Source organism: Citrobacter sp. Cpo045, assembly GCF_030332875.1.
Lineage (GTDB): Bacteria > Pseudomonadota > Gammaproteobacteria > Enterobacterales > Enterobacteriaceae > Citrobacter > Citrobacter portucalensis.
Window position 1 is genome coordinate 812,245 of record NZ_JAOWGZ010000103.1, and the last position, 19,582, is coordinate 831,826.

20 protein-coding genes are annotated in these 19,582 nt (G+C 53.6%); 6 read left to right on the forward strand and 14 right to left on the reverse strand.

Features of this window, described 5'->3' with window-relative positions; all coding sequences use genetic code 11:
- The first annotated feature begins 2 nt into the window (after positions 1–2).
- Both dapE and OGY13_RS19890 read left to right on the forward strand, forming a co-directional pair.
- On the forward strand, positions 3–1,130 hold the full coding sequence (gene dapE, locus OGY13_RS19885) for a succinyl-diaminopimelate desuccinylase (protein ID WP_003037976.1): 1,128 nt from the start codon (positions 3–5) through the stop codon (positions 1,128–1,130).
- A 27-nt stretch (positions 1,131–1,157) separates the two neighbouring features.
- Positions 1,158–1,358 (forward strand): YpfN family protein, encoded by a 201-nt coding sequence (locus OGY13_RS19890; RefSeq protein ID WP_003835080.1) that lies wholly within the window; start codon positions 1,158–1,160, stop codon positions 1,356–1,358.
- A gap of 103 nt (positions 1,359–1,461) precedes the next feature.
- Here OGY13_RS19890 and ypfH read toward each other — a convergent pair whose 3' ends face one another.
- The 6 genes from ypfH to dapA all read right to left on the reverse strand — a co-directional run bounded on the left by ypfH (position 1,462) and on the right by dapA (position 8,011).
- Entirely contained in the window at positions 1,462–2,160 is a 699-nt protein-coding gene (ypfH, locus tag OGY13_RS19895) for an esterase (protein ID WP_213752112.1), read from the reverse strand.
- Between the two features lie 73 nt (positions 2,161–2,233).
- Positions 2,234–4,249 carry a tRNA(Met) cytidine acetyltransferase TmcA gene (locus OGY13_RS19900; RefSeq protein ID WP_213752113.1) on the reverse strand — a complete coding sequence of 672 codons (2,016 nt, stop codon included), beginning with the start codon at positions 4,247–4,249 and terminating at the stop codon, positions 2,234–2,236.
- 15 nt (positions 4,250–4,264) lie between these two features.
- Positions 4,265–5,128 (reverse strand): KPN_02809 family neutral zinc metallopeptidase, encoded by an 864-nt coding sequence (ypfJ, locus tag OGY13_RS19905; RefSeq protein ID WP_032944186.1) that lies wholly within the window; start codon positions 5,126–5,128, stop codon positions 4,265–4,267.
- A gap of 128 nt (positions 5,129–5,256) precedes the next feature.
- Positions 5,257–5,970, reverse strand: coding sequence for a phosphoribosylaminoimidazolesuccinocarboxamide synthase (gene purC / locus OGY13_RS19910; RefSeq protein WP_003835086.1), 714 nt, complete (start codon positions 5,968–5,970; stop codon positions 5,257–5,259).
- Between the two features lie 111 nt (positions 5,971–6,081).
- Positions 6,082–7,116, reverse strand: coding sequence for an outer membrane protein assembly factor BamC (bamC, locus tag OGY13_RS19915; RefSeq protein WP_003835088.1), 1,035 nt, complete (start codon positions 7,114–7,116; stop codon positions 6,082–6,084).
- A 16-nt stretch (positions 7,117–7,132) separates the two neighbouring features.
- On the reverse strand, positions 7,133–8,011 hold the full coding sequence (gene dapA / locus OGY13_RS19920) for a 4-hydroxy-tetrahydrodipicolinate synthase (RefSeq protein ID WP_003037957.1): 879 nt from the start codon (positions 8,009–8,011) through the stop codon (positions 7,133–7,135).
- Positions 8,012–8,156: 145 nt separating this feature from the next.
- Here dapA and OGY13_RS19925 point away from each other — a divergent pair, with 145 nt between their 5' ends.
- Together OGY13_RS19925 and bcp are read left to right on the forward strand one after the other, a co-directional pair.
- A complete protein-coding gene (locus OGY13_RS19925; RefSeq protein ID WP_213752114.1) occupies positions 8,157–8,729 on the forward strand; it encodes a glycine cleavage system transcriptional repressor in 573 nt (190 codons plus the stop codon).
- Positions 8,729–9,199: a thioredoxin-dependent thiol peroxidase gene (bcp, locus tag OGY13_RS19930; RefSeq protein ID WP_003835095.1), complete on the forward strand. Its 471-nt coding sequence runs from the start codon at positions 8,729–8,731 to the stop codon at positions 9,197–9,199. Before OGY13_RS19925 ends, bcp begins: the two co-directional genes overlap by 1 nt.
- 107 nt (positions 9,200–9,306) lie before the next feature.
- On the opposite strand, the gene iadA is transcribed toward bcp, so the two are convergent.
- From iadA to OGY13_RS19950, 4 genes are all read right to left on the reverse strand, one after another.
- Complete coding sequence (gene iadA, locus OGY13_RS19935) at positions 9,307–10,470, reverse strand: beta-aspartyl-peptidase (RefSeq protein WP_213752115.1); 1,164 nt, start codon at positions 10,468–10,470, stop codon at positions 9,307–9,309.
- An 11-nt stretch (positions 10,471–10,481) separates the two neighbouring features.
- The gene (locus OGY13_RS19940; protein ID WP_003835099.1) at positions 10,482–10,943 is read right to left on the reverse strand and encodes a YjiG family protein; all 462 of its coding nucleotides are present in this window, start codon (positions 10,941–10,943) and stop codon (positions 10,482–10,484) included.
- A gap of 1 nt (position 10,944) precedes the next feature.
- Positions 10,945–11,604 (reverse strand): nucleoside recognition domain-containing protein, encoded by a 660-nt coding sequence (locus OGY13_RS19945; RefSeq protein ID WP_186413109.1) that lies wholly within the window; start codon positions 11,602–11,604, stop codon positions 10,945–10,947.
- Between the two features lie 166 nt (positions 11,605–11,770).
- Entirely contained in the window at positions 11,771–12,835 is a 1,065-nt protein-coding gene (locus OGY13_RS19950) for an AI-2E family transporter (protein WP_003037941.1), read from the reverse strand.
- Between the two features lie 226 nt (positions 12,836–13,061).
- Here OGY13_RS19950 and bepA point away from each other — a divergent pair, with 226 nt between their 5' ends.
- Both bepA and arsC read left to right on the forward strand, forming a co-directional pair.
- Positions 13,062–14,525: a beta-barrel assembly-enhancing protease gene (gene bepA / locus OGY13_RS19955; RefSeq protein WP_213752116.1), complete on the forward strand. Its 1,464-nt coding sequence runs from the start codon at positions 13,062–13,064 to the stop codon at positions 14,523–14,525.
- Between the two features lie 122 nt (positions 14,526–14,647).
- A complete protein-coding gene (gene arsC / locus OGY13_RS19960) occupies positions 14,648–15,007 on the forward strand; it encodes an arsenate reductase (glutaredoxin) (protein WP_003037937.1) in 360 nt (119 codons plus the stop codon).
- 35 nt (positions 15,008–15,042) lie between these two features.
- On the opposite strand, the gene OGY13_RS19965 is transcribed toward arsC, so the two are convergent.
- From OGY13_RS19965 to OGY13_RS19980, 4 genes are all read right to left on the reverse strand, one after another.
- Positions 15,043–15,744, reverse strand: coding sequence for a DnaA inactivator Hda (locus OGY13_RS19965; protein ID WP_211924219.1), 702 nt, complete (start codon positions 15,742–15,744; stop codon positions 15,043–15,045).
- Positions 15,745–15,839: 95 nt separating this feature from the next.
- Positions 15,840–17,129 carry a uracil permease gene (uraA, locus tag OGY13_RS19970; RefSeq protein ID WP_003835107.1) on the reverse strand — a complete coding sequence of 430 codons (1,290 nt, stop codon included), beginning with the start codon at positions 17,127–17,129 and terminating at the stop codon, positions 15,840–15,842.
- A gap of 96 nt (positions 17,130–17,225) precedes the next feature.
- On the reverse strand, positions 17,226–17,852 hold the full coding sequence (gene upp / locus OGY13_RS19975; protein WP_003835110.1) for a uracil phosphoribosyltransferase: 627 nt from the start codon (positions 17,850–17,852) through the stop codon (positions 17,226–17,228).
- Between the two features lie 183 nt (positions 17,853–18,035).
- Complete coding sequence (locus tag OGY13_RS19980; RefSeq protein ID WP_071446833.1) at positions 18,036–19,466, reverse strand: 6-phospho-beta-glucosidase; 1,431 nt, start codon at positions 19,464–19,466, stop codon at positions 18,036–18,038.
- Positions 19,467–19,582: the final 116 nt, after the last annotated feature.

The window sequence follows — 19,582 nt, forward strand, 5'->3', positions numbered from 1 at the left end:
CTATGTCGTGCCCGGTTATTGAGCTGACACAGCAGCTTATTCGCCGTCCTTCCCTGAGCCCGGATGATGCCGGGTGCCAGGCGTTAATGATTGAACGCCTGCGTGCGGTAGGTTTTACCGTTGAGCGAATGGACTTTGGTGACACACAGAATTTTTGGGCATGGCGCGGTAAAGGTGAGACCCTGGCATTTGCCGGTCACACCGACGTAGTGCCTGCCGGCGATGTCGATCGCTGGATCAATCCACCGTTCGAACCGACCATTCGCGATGGCATGTTGTTCGGGCGTGGCGCTGCCGATATGAAGGGTTCACTGGCGGCGATGGTCGTGGCCGCAGAACGTTTTGTCGCCCAGCATCCAAACCATCAGGGTCGTCTGGCATTTTTGATAACGTCTGACGAAGAAGCCAGCGCCAAAAACGGCACCGTGAAGGTGGTTGAAGCGCTGATGGCGCGTAATGAACGACTGGATTATTGCCTGGTGGGTGAGCCATCCAGCACGGAAATCGTTGGCGACGTGGTGAAAAATGGACGTCGTGGTTCACTGACCTGCAACCTGACCATTCACGGCGTGCAGGGCCACGTAGCCTATCCGCATCTGGCCGATAACCCGGTACACCGCGCGGCCCCCATGCTCAACGAACTGGTGGCGATCGAGTGGGATCAGGGTAACGAATTCTTCCCGGCGACCAGCATGCAGATTGCCAATATCCAGGCTGGAACCGGCAGCAACAACGTTATCCCTGGAGAACTGTTTATCCAGTTCAACTTCCGTTTCAGCACTGAGCTGACCGATGAGATGATTAAAGCACGGGTTCACGCGCTGCTGGAGAAACATCAGCTGCGTTATACCGTCGACTGGTGGCTTTCCGGTCAGCCGTTCCTGACCGAACGCGGTAAACTGGTGGATGCAGTGGTGAACGCCATTGAGCACTATAATGAGATTAAACCGCAGTTACTGACTACAGGCGGGACGTCCGACGGGCGTTTTATTGCCCGCATGGGGGCGCAGGTAGTAGAACTTGGGCCGGTCAACGCCACTATTCATAAAATTAATGAATGTGTTAATGCCGCCGACCTGCAGCTGCTTGCCCGTATGTATCAACGTATCATGGAGCAACTCGTCGCCTGATGAGTGTTCCTGTAAGAGGAAATGAGCATGGACTGGCTGGCAAAATATTGGTGGATTCTGGTGTTGGTGTTTCTGGTAGGCGTGCTGCTGAACGTGATTAAAGATCTCAAGCGCGTCGATCACAAGAAATTTCTTGCCAACAAGCCGGAGCTTCCCCCACATCGTGACTTTAACGATAAATGGGATGACGACGACGATTGGCCGAATAAGGACCAACCGAAGAAATAATTAGTAGGCCGATAAGTCCCGTAGGCCCGGTAAGCGTTAGCGCCACCGGGCATTACGTGCCGGATGGCAACGCTTCGCGTTTTATCCGGCCAACGGTGATCAATCAGATCATGGCAATCACATCATCATCGTGAGGCTTACTGCCGCTCAGCGCTTCATCAAAGTAGTGCTTCGGTACGGTAAAACGCAGATGATCGAGCGCAAACTGCATGCTGCGTTCATCAATGGCGTGCCCCAGATTTTCGACGATATCCAGCGTCACATCCCCACCGGCGCGAATTAACGCTTCCTGCGCGGCAACGGCATGAGATAACTCAATTACCCGGTCTTCACCACCGTGAATCAAATGCACCGTCGTCGCGGTGGTTGCAGCCTCTGGCAAGGTGGCATAGCGGCCATTGAAGGCGATGACCCGCGATGCCAGCCCCGGCTCAGCTTTGATGCTCTCAAGTGACATAATCGCCCCCTGAGAAAAGCCAATCAGCGCGGTTGCCTGCGGCGAAACGCCGCTTTGCTTCTGCCAGTAGCGCACGGTTTCGATAAACACCGGCATAATGGCGTCAACACGTGCCTGACGATTCTCTTCTGTTACGCCCTGCACCGAAAACCACTGACGTCCGGACGTCGTCCCGTAAGGCTCTGCTCCACCAATGCTAACGATTAGCGCATCCGGAAACAGCGGCGCAAACCAGGTGCCAATTTCGCCCATAGCAACCGGGTTATCGCCGACGCCATGAAACAGCAGCAGTAGCTGTTGAGCGGGTTTATCGGGACTTTGAACAACAAAATGGTCATGTTTCATGGCGATCTCCTTAACTGATGAGAATCATTCTACGCCGCTTAACCGCAATGACCATGCCAGGAAATTGAAGAAGTTAGTGAAAAAATTGCCATTGCATAATGCGATTATGTAGCCGTTGTTCACGCTCTGCATCTAACTGATTTAATGCCTGCGCCGCTTCGGCGCGCTGAATGACCAGCAACGCTTTACGACCAGAAATCTTGAGCTGTTGGCACAATTCGGCGTCGCTACGTTTAGCCTGGATGCGTCCGCGCAAGGCCGGAAGAGGTAACTCACTGTGCTCAAGCAGACGACTCAGACAGCCTAGCGACGTCAATAATGGCCGATGCGCGAAGGCAAACCCGGCCAGCTCAGCCCAGTCATCCTCATTAAGCGTAGTCTCTTTCAGCGGGACCAGCGGAATGCTCTCACCGTTCCATCGCGCAAGGATTTCCGCATCACGGCGCAAATGCTGGTGCTCCCGCTCGGCAAGGCGTTTCCCCGCTTCGCTAATGGGAAGTAACGCCATGGCGGTATAACAGCCGCTGCTGGCTTCCCGATGATTTCCCATTCGCACCAGCACAAAACCGCAACGTTGCCAGAAACGCCATAGTTCAGCCGTATACCCAAAACTGACCGACAGATAGTCACACGATGTGGAATAGCGGTAGGCCAGCATAATCAGCTGTTGCCCAATACCTTCTCTTTGGCGCGCAGGATGAACCGCAATTCGACTGACCCGTCTCCCGACGAGCGTCGCCGCCAACGGGTCACCACCGTGCGCCGCCAGCGACTGCGCAACCAGATTCCCTCTCGGTCGACGATATCCGGCCCAGACAGCCTGGCTTAATTCCGCGGATAGTCCCCCTTCATCGACCAACCAGACGGCTCCCGCTACGGAGTCAGCGGTTGATGCCTGAAGAAAATGCTGACCAGGCGCGTCCATCATCCGCCGCAGGTCCAATGGCGAGGTGCGATAATGCGCTCCAGAAAGCAGCTGGTATACCGCTAACGGCAGCGCCGGATTAGCATGCCAGGACTGTTGCTCAAATGCCGAGAAGTGAAGCTCCCCCAATGGGGCATGCGTGAACGTTTCATCATCAAACACCAGCGCATCGCTGACGATTTGCTCCAGCGGACATCCCTGCGCCCAGCGTACCGGTTGCTGCAACTCATAGCGTTGAAGATTGGGGAAGCGAGCACAGAATTTCAGCAAGAAGCCTCTCCCCGTACCCTCGTAGCCTTGTACTGTAGTGGTTAACAGCGTACGAGGAAAACGCGCCACCAGTTGGTGCAGCAGCGGCGCGGGGATCGCGGCGGCTTCATCCACAATTAGCCAGTCTGCGATTGCAGAACTGCTTAACAGCGCATCCGGGGCCATAAAACGGTAACGCTCTCCGGCAAATTGCGCCAGCACATCGGTTGCCGCTTTGGCAGGCGCTGTCACAATCGCAGTGCCGTTAATCCGCGCTATGAGTTGCCCTGCCAGAGCGGACTTGCCCCGACCCCGTGCGGCCGTCACCGCAACCACACCGGGAGGCATAGCCAGCAAATGATTTAATATCATCGCCTGTTCTGGCTGGGGTTCGCCGGTTGCCGCGTGCCAGGCTGCGCGACCAGGAAAATGCGGACAGGCAACCGGCTGATGCTGTTGCCAGTGCAGAGCCTGTCTATCGCGGGAAATCACCCGTTTGACGTGTTCAATAAAGTGCGGTGTAGGGATAGGTTCAGCACAATCGCTCCAGCGTAGTGAATCCGCATCCGGATGCGTGTGCCAGGAATGCCAGGGTGGGGTCAGCAAAACCAGCCAACTGCCAGCAAGCAGTGTGCCGCTTAAGGCGGCAAACGCCGCAGCGTCAAAACCTTGCCTGGCGTCAAAAACCGCATGACGAAACTCGCGCCCTAATAATGTTTTTAGCGCCTGCGGCGTACAGCACGGCTCGGTAGGGGCTTGCTCCCCTACCCACAGCCAGTCGCCGGGTAACGTGCTACGTAGCGCTAATGCCTGTTCCTGACACCAGTTATCCTCGCCGCTGATAATCAGCAGACGACGGATCCCTTCGTGGGTCATTTGTTCGGTTAACGTGCTCAGCGCCGTGTTATCGGACATCCCTGCCTCAGTATCTTAAATACCTTTACCAAAAGTATTACATTGCCCCGGATCGCCGCTGTCAAAACCGCGTTTGAACCAGGTAAAACGCTGTTCAGAGGTTCCGTGAGTAAAGCTGTCCGGTACTACGCGTCCTTGTCCCTGCTGTTGCAGACGATCGTCACCAATGGCCTGTGCGGCGTTCAGTGCCTCTTCCAGGTCACCAGACTCCAGTACGCCCTGCTGCTGCATGCTGTGGCCCCAGACACCGGCAAAGCAGTCTGCCTGCAGTTCCATTCGAACGGAAAGACGGTTCACTTCTGCCTGTGAGGCATTCTGCTGCATCTGACGAACTTTAGGTTCAATGCCCAGCAGTTTCTGCACGTGATGACCCACTTCATGGGCGATAACATAGCCCTGAGCAAAATCACCATCAGCGCCCAGCTTGTTTTTCATGTCGTCATAGAATGAAAGGTCGATGTAAACCGTACCATCTGCCGGGCAATAAAACGGTCCCATCACGGACTGACCCGCGCCGCAGCCGGTACGCGTCGCGCCCCGGTACATCACCAGCTTCGGCTGTTGGTAGGTGCGACCCATTTTTTCAAACTGCTGTCCCCAGGTATCTTCTGTTGTAGCCAGAATCACCGAGGTAAATTTTGCCGCTTCATCATCGTTTGGGCTGATGGAGCGTGATGATTGCTGTTGGGAGACCGGCTGGCCAGTCATTAGCCCGGTGAGATCCACGCCATAGTAACCCGCCACCAGCACCACAATCAGCAGGATGATGCCTCCTTTACCACTGGGCAGACGAAAACCAGGCCCACCCATAGAGGGGCCGCCAGAGCTGTTTCGTCTGTCTTCCACGTTGTCACTTTCACGACGCCCTTGCCAGCGCATAATCACCTCAACTTTTTATTCATTATGATGATGATCGTAGGCGGTTCGGAACAGGATTACCATAAGAAATAGTAATCAAATCAGGTGGGGTTAATGAGCCGGAGAGCGATCGCCGGCTCAGGGGAAGATTAGTCTAACTTCACACCCAGGCGATGCGCGACGGCTTCATAGGCTTCGATCAGGCCGCCCAGACTCTGGCGGAAGCGATCTTTGTCCATTTTATCCAGCGTTTCTTTGTCCCACAGGCGGCTACCGTCCGGTGAGAATTCATCACCCAGAACCACTTCACCTTTATACAAACCAAACTCAAGTTTGAAGTCGACCAGAATCAGACCAGCATCATCAAACATCTTTTTCAGCACGTCGTTAGCTTTGTAGGTCAGCTCTTTCATACGTGCCAGATTCTCTTTGCTCACCCAACCAAAAGTTTCGCAATAGGAATCGTTAATCATTGGATCGTGCATAGCATCGTTTTTCAGGAACAGATCAAACAGCGGCGGATTCAGCTCAATACCTTCCTCAACGCCTAAACGCTTAACCAGAGAGCCTGCCGCGCGGTTACGTACCACACATTCAACCGGTACCATCTCCAGTTTTTTCACCAGACATTCGGTATCAGAAAGCAGTCGCTCCATCTGGGTAGGAATACCCGCTTCTTGCAGTTTAGTCATAATGAAATGGTTGAATTTGTTGTTCACCATGCCTTTACGGTCAAACTGTTCAATGCGCGCGCCATCCCCTGCTGACGTATCATTGCGGAATTCGAGCACCAACAGGTCCGGGTTTTCCGTGCTGTATACGGTCTTCGCTTTACCACGATACAACTCAGCTTGCTTTTGCATCTTTATTACTCCTGGGTGTGAATTAACGATAAATATTGCGTTTTTCTGCCGACGCACACGTTTGCGTATCATATCAGAAAAAAAGGGCTGGAGTTATCCAGCCCTTTATTTTTACTTACTGAACGCTGCCTGGAAGACGGCGACCAGCGCGTCGTTCTGGCTTTGCGTCAGGGTATGCCCCTTCGGATCGATAAACTGCAAGCTGCTGCGGTTGTCTAAATCACCGACCTGCAGTTTATAGTCGCCGGATACCAGACCCGGATCGCTTGCGCCCAACTCCTGCCAGTTGCTATCGGACAGTGGTTTGTAGGTCACCGCGATGCTGCCCTGAGAACGGGTGCTGTCGGTTACCTTCATCCCCACTTTCTCAAGCGCTGCCGGCAGACGCTGCCACACCACGTTGAACGGCCCACGTACCACCAGCATTGGTAAACCTGTGTCATCGGCGGCGCTCTGAACATCCATGGTGGCTGCAGAGCGGTTCTGCGCGGCATTCGCGGCGTCGGTGGCGTTTTTATCCAGACCAGCAGAGATAACGTTCATCATCTCAGCGCTGTAGCGCTGCATTGATGCCGCATCGGCTACGGGTTTACCCGCCTGCTCGAGGTTAACCAGTTTCACCGTTACCGCTTGCTGATAGCCCTGCGGTTTAACCGAGATTTGATAACGTCCACGGTACTGCTCGTCTTCATCCAGACGGTTCCAGTCAACCCAGTCGGTGGTCAACGTCTGGCTGGCATCATCACGTTTGGTGATCGTGTAGTTTTTAGACTGAATGACGCTAACGACCTGCGGCCACAGTGTGTTGCCACGACCGTTTTCCACCAGTAATGTCGACGTATCACCCGCGATCTGTGTGCGAGCACCGGTGACTAATGCTAACGGCTGAGCCGGTGGACGAATATCCAGCGCTTTACCCACGGCACCACTGCCGTTGGTTACCGGGATATTATAGTCGCCCGACATAACCGGCAAAATCATCCCAGCTGGAGCATGAAGCTCAGCAAGCGGTGCGGCCTCCAGATAGGATTCATCACCGCTCACCTGGCGCTTATAGCGCGAGTCAGAGCTACAGGCCGCGAGCAACATAACAAGCGAAACACCCGCAACCTTGGCCAGGCGCGACTTTTGTACTGAGTAAGCCATCAAATCTCCCTAAACTTTACAGCAAACCGGCATGCTTAAGCGCCGCTTTGACGATTTCACGAGCATTGTCCGTGATTGGCGTCATCGGCAGACGTAGCGTATCGGTCGCCACAAGTCCCAACTCCTTACACGCCCATTTCACGGGGATAGGATTGGGTTCGACAAATAGTTTGTTGTGTAACGGCATCAGACGCTGGTTAATCACCCGCGCCTCGGCAAATTGCCCGGCTGCCGCCAGTTTGCACATTTCAGCCATATCACGTGCCGCAACGTTAGACGTTACGGAAATCACGCCATGACCACCGAGCTGCATAAAATCCAGTCCGGTCGCGTCATCACCGCTGAGCAGAATAAAGTCGTCCGAAACCAGCTCTTTGATCTGGTGAACGCGACTTAAGTTCCCCGTGGCCTCTTTAATAGCGATAATATTTTTAACTTTCGCCAGACGACCAACGGTTTCCGGCAGCATATCGCAGCCAGTACGGGACGGCACATTATACAGAATTTGCGGCAGGTCAGTATGCTCAGCGATGGCTTTGAAATGCTGGAACAAACCTTCCTGGGTTGGGCGGTTGTAGTAAGGCGTCACCGTCAGGCAGCCGACAACACCGCTGTCGTTGAAACGCTGCGTCAGACTAATGGCTTCCGCGGTCGCATTGGCGCCGGTTCCGGCAATCACCGGAATACGCCCGTCAGCCAGTTCCAGCGTCATCATCACCACATCGCCATGTTCATCATGACTCAGGGTGGCGGACTCACCGGTGGTGCCAACAGAAACGATCGCCGAGGTGCCGCTGGCGACATGATAATCAATCAGTTTTTTCAGGCTCGACCGGCAGACTTTACCTTTCTCATCCATCGGCGTAACAAGCGCGACAATACTTCCCGTGAACATGGGCCATCCTCTGTGCAAACAAGTGTCTCAATGGTACGTTTGGTACGACAATAAAAGCAAGCGACCAGAGCCGTTCTGATTGTTGTATGCATGTTTTTTTTATGCTTTCCTTATGATTACCTCACCGCTCAAAGGAAGAACAGGTTTGACATCGTCATCGCAACACTATCTGGTCATTACTGCGCTGGGTGCCGATCGCCCAGGAATTGTGAACACCATCACGCGTCATGTCAGCAGTTGCGGCTGTAATATCGAAGACAGCCGACTGGCCATGCTGGGTGATGAGTTCACGTTTATCATGTTGCTGTCGGGAACCTGGAATGCCATCACCCTGATTGAATCAACCCTGCCCTTAAAAGGCGCAGAGCTGGATTTACTCATTGTGATGAAGCGCACGACCGCGCGCCCCCGTCCGGCAATGCCTGCTACGGTATGGGTGCAGGTCGATGTCCCTGATTCTCCCCATTTGATTGAACGCTTCACCGCTCTGTTTGACAGCCACCAAATGAATATTGCGGAACTGGTTTCACGCACGCAACCGGCTGAGAATGGAAAGGCGGCGCAGTTGTTTATTCAAATTACCGCACATAGTCCTGCGTCACATGATTCGGCAAATATTGAAGGTGCGTTTAAAGCACTCTGTACAGAACTCAATGCGCAAGGCAGTATTAACGTCGTCAATTACTCACAGCATGATGAACAGGATGGAGTTAAGTAATGAACCCACTGAAAGCCGGTGATATCGCACCGAAATTTAGCTTGCCGGATCAAGACGGAGAACAAGTAAATTTAACCGACTTCCAGGGACAGCGTGTTCTGGTTTATTTTTACCCGAAAGCCATGACACCCGGCTGTACCGTACAGGCCTGCGGCCTGCGCGATAACATGGATGAGTTAAAAAAAGCGGGTGTTGAAGTGCTGGGGATCAGCACTGACAAACCAGAGAAGCTTTCCCGATTCGCGGAGAAAGAAGTCCTGAATTTCACGCTCCTGTCCGATGAAGATCATCAGGTTTGCGAGCAGTTCGGCGTCTGGGGTGAGAAGTCATTTATGGGCAAAACCTACGATGGCATCCACCGCATCAGCTTCCTGATTGATGCCGAAGGGAAAATTGAGCATGTGTTTGATGACTTCAAAACCAGCAACCACCACGACGTGGTAATGAATTGGCTGAAAGAGAACGCCTGACCGTGAAATGCCGGATGGCGGCGTGAACGCCTTATCCGGCCTACAAATGCACGCACGTAGGCCGGATAAGACGCGTTAGCGTCGACATCCGGCAGATGACCGCCCGGTTACTCAAACGTCCCTTTCACACACGCTTTCTGCTCCCTGACTACGGCTTTTCCCTTCGCCCACAGGTGATGAACTTCCAGCGCGTCGTTGAGCACCAGAATGTCCGCATCGCATCCCACCGCCAAACGCCCTTTATGCTCCAGTGCCAAAAATTCTGCGACCGTACGCGTCAGCGGACACAGCGCCTGTTCCAGCGGTATGGCATGAATCTTCACCAACTGGCGCACCGTCTCAGCCAGTGATTCAAACCCCGCGACACCGATGCCGGTGAGATTGCCAAGCTCATCAAATTCCGGCTGGCTGCCGTTGCCATCCGAACTAAGGGTAATGCGCGACAGCGGCACGTTCTGGCTCAGCGCCGTGGCGATAGCCGTGGCCGGGTCGACGGGCTCATCAATGCTGCTGGTAATGTCGATATAACCGCCTTTACGGGCATACTCCAGCGCCGCCTGGAACAACGGTTCCGCACGGTTAACGTGTGTCGGCAACAGTTTAGTAATCGGCACATCGCAGCAGTCGAGGATCTGGTACAACGGTTCCAGCATGCGCGGGCTGTCGCCCATATGGAAAACGCTGATCCCTGGTTTGCGCCCCAACAACCCGCCGACGCGCGACTGCGCCGCCATATTTGCCAGCGCCGAGGTATCCGGGGCTGAAGAACGATGGTCCGAAACCGCACATTTCACACCAATAACTTTATCAATCAGCGCCACATCGCGATCGATACTGCCGGTGATAGTCGGGGAAGGCAGAGAATACGCCCCGGTCAGCATCCATGCGCTGATGCCTTCAAACTCCAGCGCGCGGGTTTTTGCCAGCAGCGATTCCGGGTGACGGGTAATGCCATCGGTCCCCAGCAAACCCACCACCGACGTGACACCAGCTTCAACCAGCCGTGACAAGCGCACTTCCGGCGTGCGGGTATGCGGCCCCGCTTCCCCACCGCCGCCAATAAGATGGACGTGTTGATCGATAAATCCTGGGCATACAATCGCGCCGTCAAGATTGATACACTCGCAACCGGGAAAGTCTTCAGGAGAAATTGACGGGGCGATGGCAACAATTTTGCTGCCGGAGACCAGTATATCCTGTCGCCCTAAATCTTCCGGCGCATACACGTGTCCCTGCTGGAACAACGTCAAATCAAGAATTGAACAGTTCATAACCTTCCTTGTCAGGCAATAACCTGCATAACCCAAATAGAGAGCAGCGCATTAATGACGCATACCGCAATAATTAGCGGGTAATAACGAGGATGAACCCCCGCGGTCCCCAGACAACGGCCCACATTTTGCACCGGATTTCCCATCAGGTAGATAGCCGGTAACAACACCGTGGCATCATGTCCCGAAAGCGTACCGGCGACAACCAGGCTGGCGCACACGCCGACACCGCCTCCCATACTCATCACCGCTGCCAGCAGCACAGTGGCAGATTCCCCCGGTAGCCCCCACAGCGCCATTACCGGCTCGCATACCCGCCCTACAACCTCGAGCAGCCCTGTCACCTTCAGCGCCTGAATAATCACAAACGCCATCACCACGTTAGGCAACAGACTGGTTGTTGCAATGGTAAACCCGCGCCGTGCGCCATCGATAAACATATCCATGACGTTTTTACGTACCTGCGTTGTCATCTCACGCCTCCTGCTGCATACGGCGATTTTCCAGCTGCGCGATCCACACACGCAACAGGTTCGCGCCCACAAATTTGAAGACAAGGATCACCGCCAGCGGCGTAATCACCGGAACGGTCACCATCGTAAACAGCGCTGCGCCAGATGAAAAATAGTTGGTAATGCATGCGCTGCCGCTGGTTTGCCAGCAGGCAAAAATAGCGCGTTCCTGCTCTGTGATAATGCCCTCTTCCGCCATTTCTTTGGTCATCCCGGCCGCGGCATCGGTATTTTGCAAATTCGCAATCAACGCCAGCGAACAAATACCCGGAATGCCCAGTAACGGACGCAGGACCGGCGTCATCAGCTGTTGTGCCGCGCGCAACCCACCCAGCCCTTCGGTGACAGAAATAATCCCGAGCGAAAGAATAACGGAAGGCGCCAGCTCAAGCGCGAATAAGAAGCCGTCTTTTGCCCCCATCCCCCCAGTGCCACGAAAAGAGACTGCCGTGTCGCCCGCAGCATTAATCTGCCCAAACGCACCGTTGAGGATAGTGAAGTCAAAGACCCGCCACCATTCGGTACTTTTCGCAAACATGCCGGAAAAAAGAATAATCGTAATAAAAAAAGCGAGATAACCACCCCATCCCACCTTTTGCTGCGTGTGTGTGCTGTGACCCATTTTGTTCTCCTGTTGGCCTTAATCCTTGTGTGACTAAAAGACATCACGATGGTCAAGTTAAAGACAAACGCGGAGAAAAACGACAGCAGAAGAGATTATTCAGAAAGTGTGGATAGAGGTCAGACAAGTTCAGATCCGGCGACATGATATCGCCGGATCTTGCAGATTAGGGTTCGTCAACGACCTGACCATCCGGCCAGGCATGCATTACCGCTTTGATTAACGTCGCCAGAGGAATCGCAAAGAATACGCCCCAGAATCCCCACAAACCGCCGAAAATCACCACGGAGAGAATAATCACCAGTGGATGCAGATTGACCGCCTCGGAGAACAGCACGGGAACCAGCAAATTGCCGTCCAGTGCCTGGATTATCAGGTACACAGCAAAACAACTCCAGAACTCGGTGCCAAGCCCGAACTGGAACAGCGCCACGCCAACCACCGGAATCGTCACCACAAAAGCGCCGATATACGGGATCAGCACCGAGAACCCGACCAGCACAGCCAGCAGCAGCGAATAGTTGAGACCAAACAGCAGGAAGCCGAGCCAGGTCGCTACGCCGACCACTACCATTTCCAGCACCTTCCCGCGGATATAGTTGGTGATTTGCTGATTCATCTCTTTCCATACCTGCCCTGCCAGCCCGCGGTTACGCGGCAGCACCCGGCGCACGGCGTTCAGCATCTGTCCTTTATCTTTGATCAGAAAGAACACCATCAATGGGACGAGAACCAGGTAAACCGCCAGCGTCAGCAAACCGACCAGTGAGGCCAGCGAATATTTCACCACCGAATCGCCCATGGTGAGCATTCGCGAGCGCATATTTTCCGCCATCGCATCAATGATGCCCGCATCCATCAGCGCCGGGTAACGTCGTGGCAAGGTGGCGGCAAAATCAGACAATTTATTGAGCATGCCGGGCATGTCGCGGATCAGGTAAATTCCCTGCTGCCACGCAACGGGCATCACCACAAAAGCCATCAGCAGTAAAATACCGACAAACACCACCAGCACAATCGATGTCGCCCAACGCCGTGAACACCCAATATGTTCCAGCCGCACTGTCGGCCATTCAAGCAGGTACGCCAGCACAATGGCGACCAGCAGCGGCGCCAAAAGACCGCTAAAGAAAAACAGGATGCCAAAACCGGCAACAAGAATAATCAGCAGGGCGATGGCTTCGGGGTCGCTAAAGCGGCGACGATACCATTGCATCAACATTTCGAGCATAAAACCCTTCCATGAACCCAATAGCGGGATTGCGATCCCGAATTGTATCGAAATGTCACAAAAAAGACTTCGCTTTTTATGGCTGATTACGCAAAGTGAAAAGACATTTTTCCTGGGTGTTCATCGCCAGGTTTCGCAGTTACACTCCGTAAGCTTGCGGAGTGTGAACGATACTTCACAGCATCGGTCAAATGGCTATCTCAAAAAAGAATACAGGACAGAGGTTATGTTCAGGCAGTTGAAAAAAAACCTGGTTGCTACCCTCATTGCCGCACTGACTATCGGTCAGGTTTCGCCCGCATTTGCTGATACTGCGGACACCCTGCCTGATATGGGAACGTCGGCAGGCAGTACGCTTTCCATAGGACAGGAAATGCAGATGGGCGATTATTACGTACGCCAACTGCGCGGCAGTGCGCCATTAATTAACGATCCATTGCTCACCCAATACATTAATGCGCTGGGGATGCGTCTGGTCTCGCACGCCGACTCGGTAAAAACGCCCTTCACCTTCTTTTTGATTAACAACGATGAAATCAACGCCTTTGCTTTCTTTGGCGGCAACGTTGTCCTGCACTCCGCACTATTCCGCTATTCCGACAACGAAAGCCAGCTGGCATCGGTTATGGCGCACGAAATTTCCCACGTTACACAGCGTCACCTGGCGCGTGCCATGGAAGATCAGAAACGCAGCGCACCGCTAACGTGGGTTGGCGCATTAGGTTCAATTTTATTAGCAATGGCCAGCCCGCAGGCGGGTATGGCGGCGCTGACCGGTACGCTGGCGGGTACACGTCAGGGAATGATCAGCTTTACGCAGCAAAACGAACAGGAAGCAGACCGCATCGGTATTCAGGTGCTGCAACGCTCGGGATTCGATCCCCAGGCCATGCCAACGTTCCTGGAAAAACTGCTCGACCAGGCTCGTTACTCTTCGCGTCCGCCGGAAATTTTGCTGACTCACCCCCTGCCGGAAAGCCGTCTGTCTGATGCCCGTAACCGCGCCAACCAGATGCGCCCGGTGGTCGTCCAGTCGTCAGAAGATTTTTATCTGGCTAAGGCACGAACCTTAGGCATGTACAACTCTGGTCGTAACCAGTTGACCGATGACCTGCTGAGTAGCTGGTCGAAAGGCAACGTACGTGAGCAACGTGCGGCGCAGTATGGCCGGGCATTGCAGGCGATGGAAGCCAGCAAATATGACGAGGCGCGTAAAGCGCTGCAACCGCTGCTGGCAGCAGATCCTAACAATGCCTGGTATCTCGACCTGGCAACGGATATCGATCTCGGCCAGAAGAAAACCAGTGATGCCATTAACCGCCTGAAAAACGCCCGCGACCTGCGCACCAACCCGGTGTTGCAGCTCAACCTGGCGAATGCCTATTTACAGGGCGGACAAGCCAAAGAGGCGGCAACTATCCTGAATCGCTATACGTTTAACCATAAAGACGACCCTAACGGCTGGGATCTGTTAGCGCAAACGGAAGCTAACCTGAGCAACCGCGATCAGGAGCTGGCGGCGCGCGCGGAGGGGTATGCCCTCGCCGGACGTCTGGATCAGGCGATTTCGATGCTCAGCAGCGCAAGCTCTCAGGTGAAACTGGGTAGCCAGCAGCAGGCCAGATACGATGCCCGTATTGACCAGCTACGCCAGCTGCAAGAACGCTTTAAACCGTACACGAAAATGTAATTATCGAACCCTTGCCGGATGGCGACGCTGTAGCGTCTTATCGGCCTACGTCAGACGCAAAATGTAGGCCGTATAAGGTCTTTTGGCCGCCATCCGGCAGTATTGTTATGCAAGGAGAAGTCATGTCAGACGCGATTAAAATCTACCATAACCCACGCTGCTCCAAGAGCCGTGAAACGCTGGAATTACTGAAGTCCAACGGCGTGGACCCGGAAGTGGTGTTGTATCTGGAAACGCCGGCTGACGCAGCGACCCTGCGCGAACTGCTGCAAATGCTCGGTATGTCCAGCGCGCGTGAACTGATGCGCCAGAAAGAGGATCTCTATAAATCGCTTAACCTGGCGGACAAAAATCTGAGTGAAGATGCGCTGATTCAGGCAATGGTGGAAAACCCGAAACTGATGGAGCGCCCGATTGTGGTTGCCAAAGGTCAGGCTCGAATTGGACGCCCGCCTGAGCAGGTACTGGAAATCGTCGGTTAACCTGCAACCTGCCGCAGTCTTCTCGGCTGCGGCGCTTACAGCTTCAGAATTTCTTTTACGAACGGAATGGTCAGCTTACGCTGGGCGGTGATCGACGCATGATCTAACTGATCCAACGTCATAAACAGCGTTCGCATTTCACGATCCAGACGTTTCAGCAGAAAACGTCCCACATCTTCCGGCAGTTCAAATCCACGAAGTCTGGCGCGTAATTGCAACGCCTGCAGCTTATCTTCATCGGAAAGCGGTTGTAGCTTGTAGATTTGCCCCCAGTCCAGGCGTGAGGCGAGATCCGGCAACCCCAGATTCAGCTGTCTTGGCGGACGATCGCCGGTGATCAGCAAACGCGTTTTCCCCGACTCCAGGATACGGTTGTAGAGATCAAAGATCGCCATTTCCCACAGCGAATCACCGGCCACACATTCGATGTTATCAATGCAAACCAGCGATAAATGCTCCATCCCGTCGAGCACCTCGGGGACGAACCAGGTGCGTTTGTCGAGCGGCACGTAGCCTACCGCATCGCCGCGCGCGGAGAGTTCCGCACAGGCTGCATGCAGCAAATGACTACGGCCAGCGCCTTCACGCGACCAGAGATAAATATACCCGCTATGTTCCTGACGCAGCACGTTTTGCAGTGCAGCCAGTAAAGAGGAGTTATCCCCCGGCCAGAAACTTGCGAAAGTTTCGTCGTCAGGAAGATAAAGTGGCAAAGAGAGCTGTGCCGGTGTGTTCAGAGATACCTCAACCCAGGATTTCATAAAATCGCGTTGAGTTTAACACAGAAATACGTCGCGATAGAACCGGGCAGCGCTGCCGCCCGGTCAGAGATTTACTGTTGCGGACTGTCTGCATCTTTCGCGTCAAGCACGACTTCTTCCGGACGCAGCAGGCTGATAACTTTGAAAATCAGGCTCAGACAGACACCAACGATGGTCGCCAGCGCCATGCCTTTCAGCTCTGCGGCACCGATGTGAACTTTCGCGCCACTTACGCCGATGATCAAAATAACCGAGGTCAGGATCAGGTTCTGCGCCTTGTTATAGTCAACCTTCGACTCGATCAGTACGCGAATACCAGAAGCACCAATCACACCGTACAGCAGCAGTGATACGCCGCCCATAACCGGCAGTGGAATGATTTGGATCGCCGCCGCCAGTTTACCCACGCAGGAGAGCAGAATGGCGAAAATTGCCGCACCGCCGATAACCCAGGTACTGTAAACGCGGGTAATCGCCATTACGCCGATGTTTTCGCCGTACGTGGTGTTCGGCGTAGAGCCGAAGAAACCAGAGATTACCGTAGACAGACCGTTGGCAAACATAGAACGATGCAGGCCAGGATCGCGAATCAAATCTTTTTTCACGATATTCGCCGTCACCACCAGATGCCCGACGTGTTCGGCGATGACCACCAGCGCCGCTGGCAGGATGGTCAGAATGGCAACCCATTCAAAACGCGGCGTGTAGAACGTCGGCAGCGCGAACCAGTGGGCCTGCGCAATCGGCGTAGTGTCCACAACGCCCATCACGAAGGAAAGCGCATAACCGGCCAGCACCCCGATCAGAATCGGGATAATCGCCATAAAACCGCGGAACAATACGGAACCAAAGACCGTTACCGCCAGCGTCACCATAGAAATGATGATGGTTTTTGAATCCGGTAATTGCCCCTCAGCAGGCAGTAACCCCGCCATACCCGCAGCAACGCCAGCCAGCTCCAGACCGATGACGGCAACGATTGCGCCCATCGCCGCAGGCGGGAACATGACATCCAGCCAGCCGGTTCCTGCCTTCTTAACAATGAAAGAAACCAGGCAGAACAGGACGCCACACATAATGAAACCGCCCAGCGCCACTTCATACCCTAACGGCAGCAGCAGCAGTACCGGGGAAATAAAGGCAAAGCTGGAACCCAGATATGCGGGAATTTTACCCTTACAAATAAAGAGATACAGCAACGTACCAATGCCGTTAAACAGCAGAACGGTAGCCGGGTTGATGTGGAACAGGACTGGCACCAGTACCGTTGCGCCAAACATGGCGAACAGGTGCTGCAAACTAAGCGGGATTGTCTGTAAAAGCGGCGGTCTTTCACTCACCCCGATAGCACGGCGCGTCATAGTGTTTTCCTCTGAGTGTTGTTTGTTATTAGCCATTGGGTTGTTTTATTCAAAAAAAAGCCGACTCTTAAAGTCGGCTTCTTTTCACTTATTCGTTTACTTGGTACCAAAAATCTTATCGCCGGCATCGCCGAGCCCCGGAATAATGTATCCGTGCTCGTTCAGTCCCTGATCGATGGAGGCGGTGTACAGCTCCACATCCGGGTGCGCTTTTTCCAGTGCCGCGATACCTTCCGGTGCCGCAACCAGGACCAGCACTTTAATGCTGGTGCAGCCTGCATTTTTCAGCAGATCGATAGTGGCGATAACAGAGCCGCCGGTTGCCAGCATTGGGTCAACGATCAGCGCCATACGCTCATCGATGTTAGAAACCAGCTTCTGGAAATACGGAACCGGCTCCAGCGTCTCTTCGTTACGGTACATACCAACAACGCTGATACGCGCGCTCGGAACGTTTTCCAGAACGCCTTCCATCATGCCCAGACCCGCACGCAGGATAGGCACAACGGTGATTTTTTTGCCTTTGATTTGGTCAACTTCAACTGGACCGTTCCAGCCTTCAATGGTCACCTTTTCGGTTTCCAGACCAGCGGTTGCTTCATAAGTCAGCAGACTGCCAACTTCCGAGGCGAGTTCACGAAAGCGTTTAGTGCTGATGTCGTTTTCACGCATCAGTCCCAGCTTGTGTTTGACGAGTGGGTGTTTGACTTCCACGATCTTCATACTCTTCTCCTTTCCTCAGACGAATGGCAACCACAAAAAAAATCGCCGGATTATACCGCTTTTCCTCTCTGGCGCAACACTGCATACGCTTGATATGGATCAACCAAAGTCATTTGCGTCTGAATGATGAGTATAAAACAAGCCCCGCACTGATGGCGGGGCTTGTTGTCAATGCCATGAATTTTAAAGATATTCAGCATTAGTCTGGATGACTTTTTGATACCACGAAAAAGATTTTTTAGGTGAGCGCGTTAATGTCCCGCTACCATCATTATTTTTATCGACATAGATAAACCCGTAGCGTTTTTTCATCTCCCCTGTCCCGGCAGAGACTAAATCAATGCAGCCCCACGGGGTATATCCCATCAGATCCACGCCATCTTCCACCACCGCTTTTTTCATCTCACGTATGTGGGCGGCAAGGTAGTCGATACGGTACTGGTCGTTAACTGTACCATCGTCCTCGCGCACATCAATGGCGCCAAATCCATTCTCCACAATAAATAGTGGCAGTTGATAATGATCCCAGAACCAGTTCAGTGAATAACGTAGGCCAACCGGATCAATCTGCCAGCCCCAGTCCGATTTCTGCACGTACGGGTTGGAAACCAGGCTTTTCGACTCGTCGTAATCCAGCTGTGGGTTGTCCGCCGTTGCCTGGGTCGCGAAAGACATATAATAGCTAAAGCCGATGTAATCAACGCAGCCCTTGGCCAGCGCCTGACGGTCTTCCTCGGTGATATCCAGTTCAAAGCCACGACGGGCAAAGTAGTTGAGAAGATGCCGCGGATATTTGCCGCGCACATGGACGTCAGTAAACCAGTAACGCCGGTGCATGGCATTCATCGCCATCATCATATCGTCTGGCGCGCAGGTCAGCGGATAGATTGGACACATGGCAATCATGCACCCTATTTGTAATTCCGGGTTAATCTCACGCGCGACCTTTACCGCCAGCGCGCTTGCCACCAGCTCATAGTGCGCCGCCTGGTACATGACCGGCTCGCGGTCTTCGCCAGGCTGGTATTTCAGACCTGAGTTAGTAAAGGGCGCGAAATCTTCGTGATAATTTGCCTGGTTGTTAATCTCATTAAACGTCATCCAGTACTTCACTTTGTGCTGGTAACGAGTGAATACCACCCTGGCAAAACGGACAAAGAAATCGATAAGCTTGCGGTTGCGCCAGCCGCCGTACTCCGTCACCAGATGGTAAGGCATCTCAAAATGCGACAGCGTAATCACCGGCTCAATGCCGTATTTCAGGCATTCGTCAAACAGGTCATCATAGAACTGTAGGCCAGCTTCATTGGGTTGTTCTTCATCGCCTAAGGGGAAAATACGTGTCCAGGCAATAGAGGTGCGAAAACATTTAAACCCCATTTCGGCAAACAGCTTTATGTCGTCTTTATAGCGATGATAAAAATCGATGGCCTCATGGTTAGGGTAATTTTTACCGGCAATCACACCGTCGGTAATTTCACGCGCCACACCATGCGCTCCCGCGGTCATGACATCGGCAACGCTGACGCCTTTTCCGCCCTCCTGCCAGCCACCTTCCAGTTGATGAGCAGCGACAGCACCACCCCACATGAAATCTGCTTTAAATCCTGACATACCCTTCCCCTATCATGATGACTCTGCGCAAAACGCTGTTGATGAGGTCCGCAACAGAAAACAGAAACCGGTTTCAGTACGATACTGTGCATTCGGCTAACAGGATTCAAGCACAA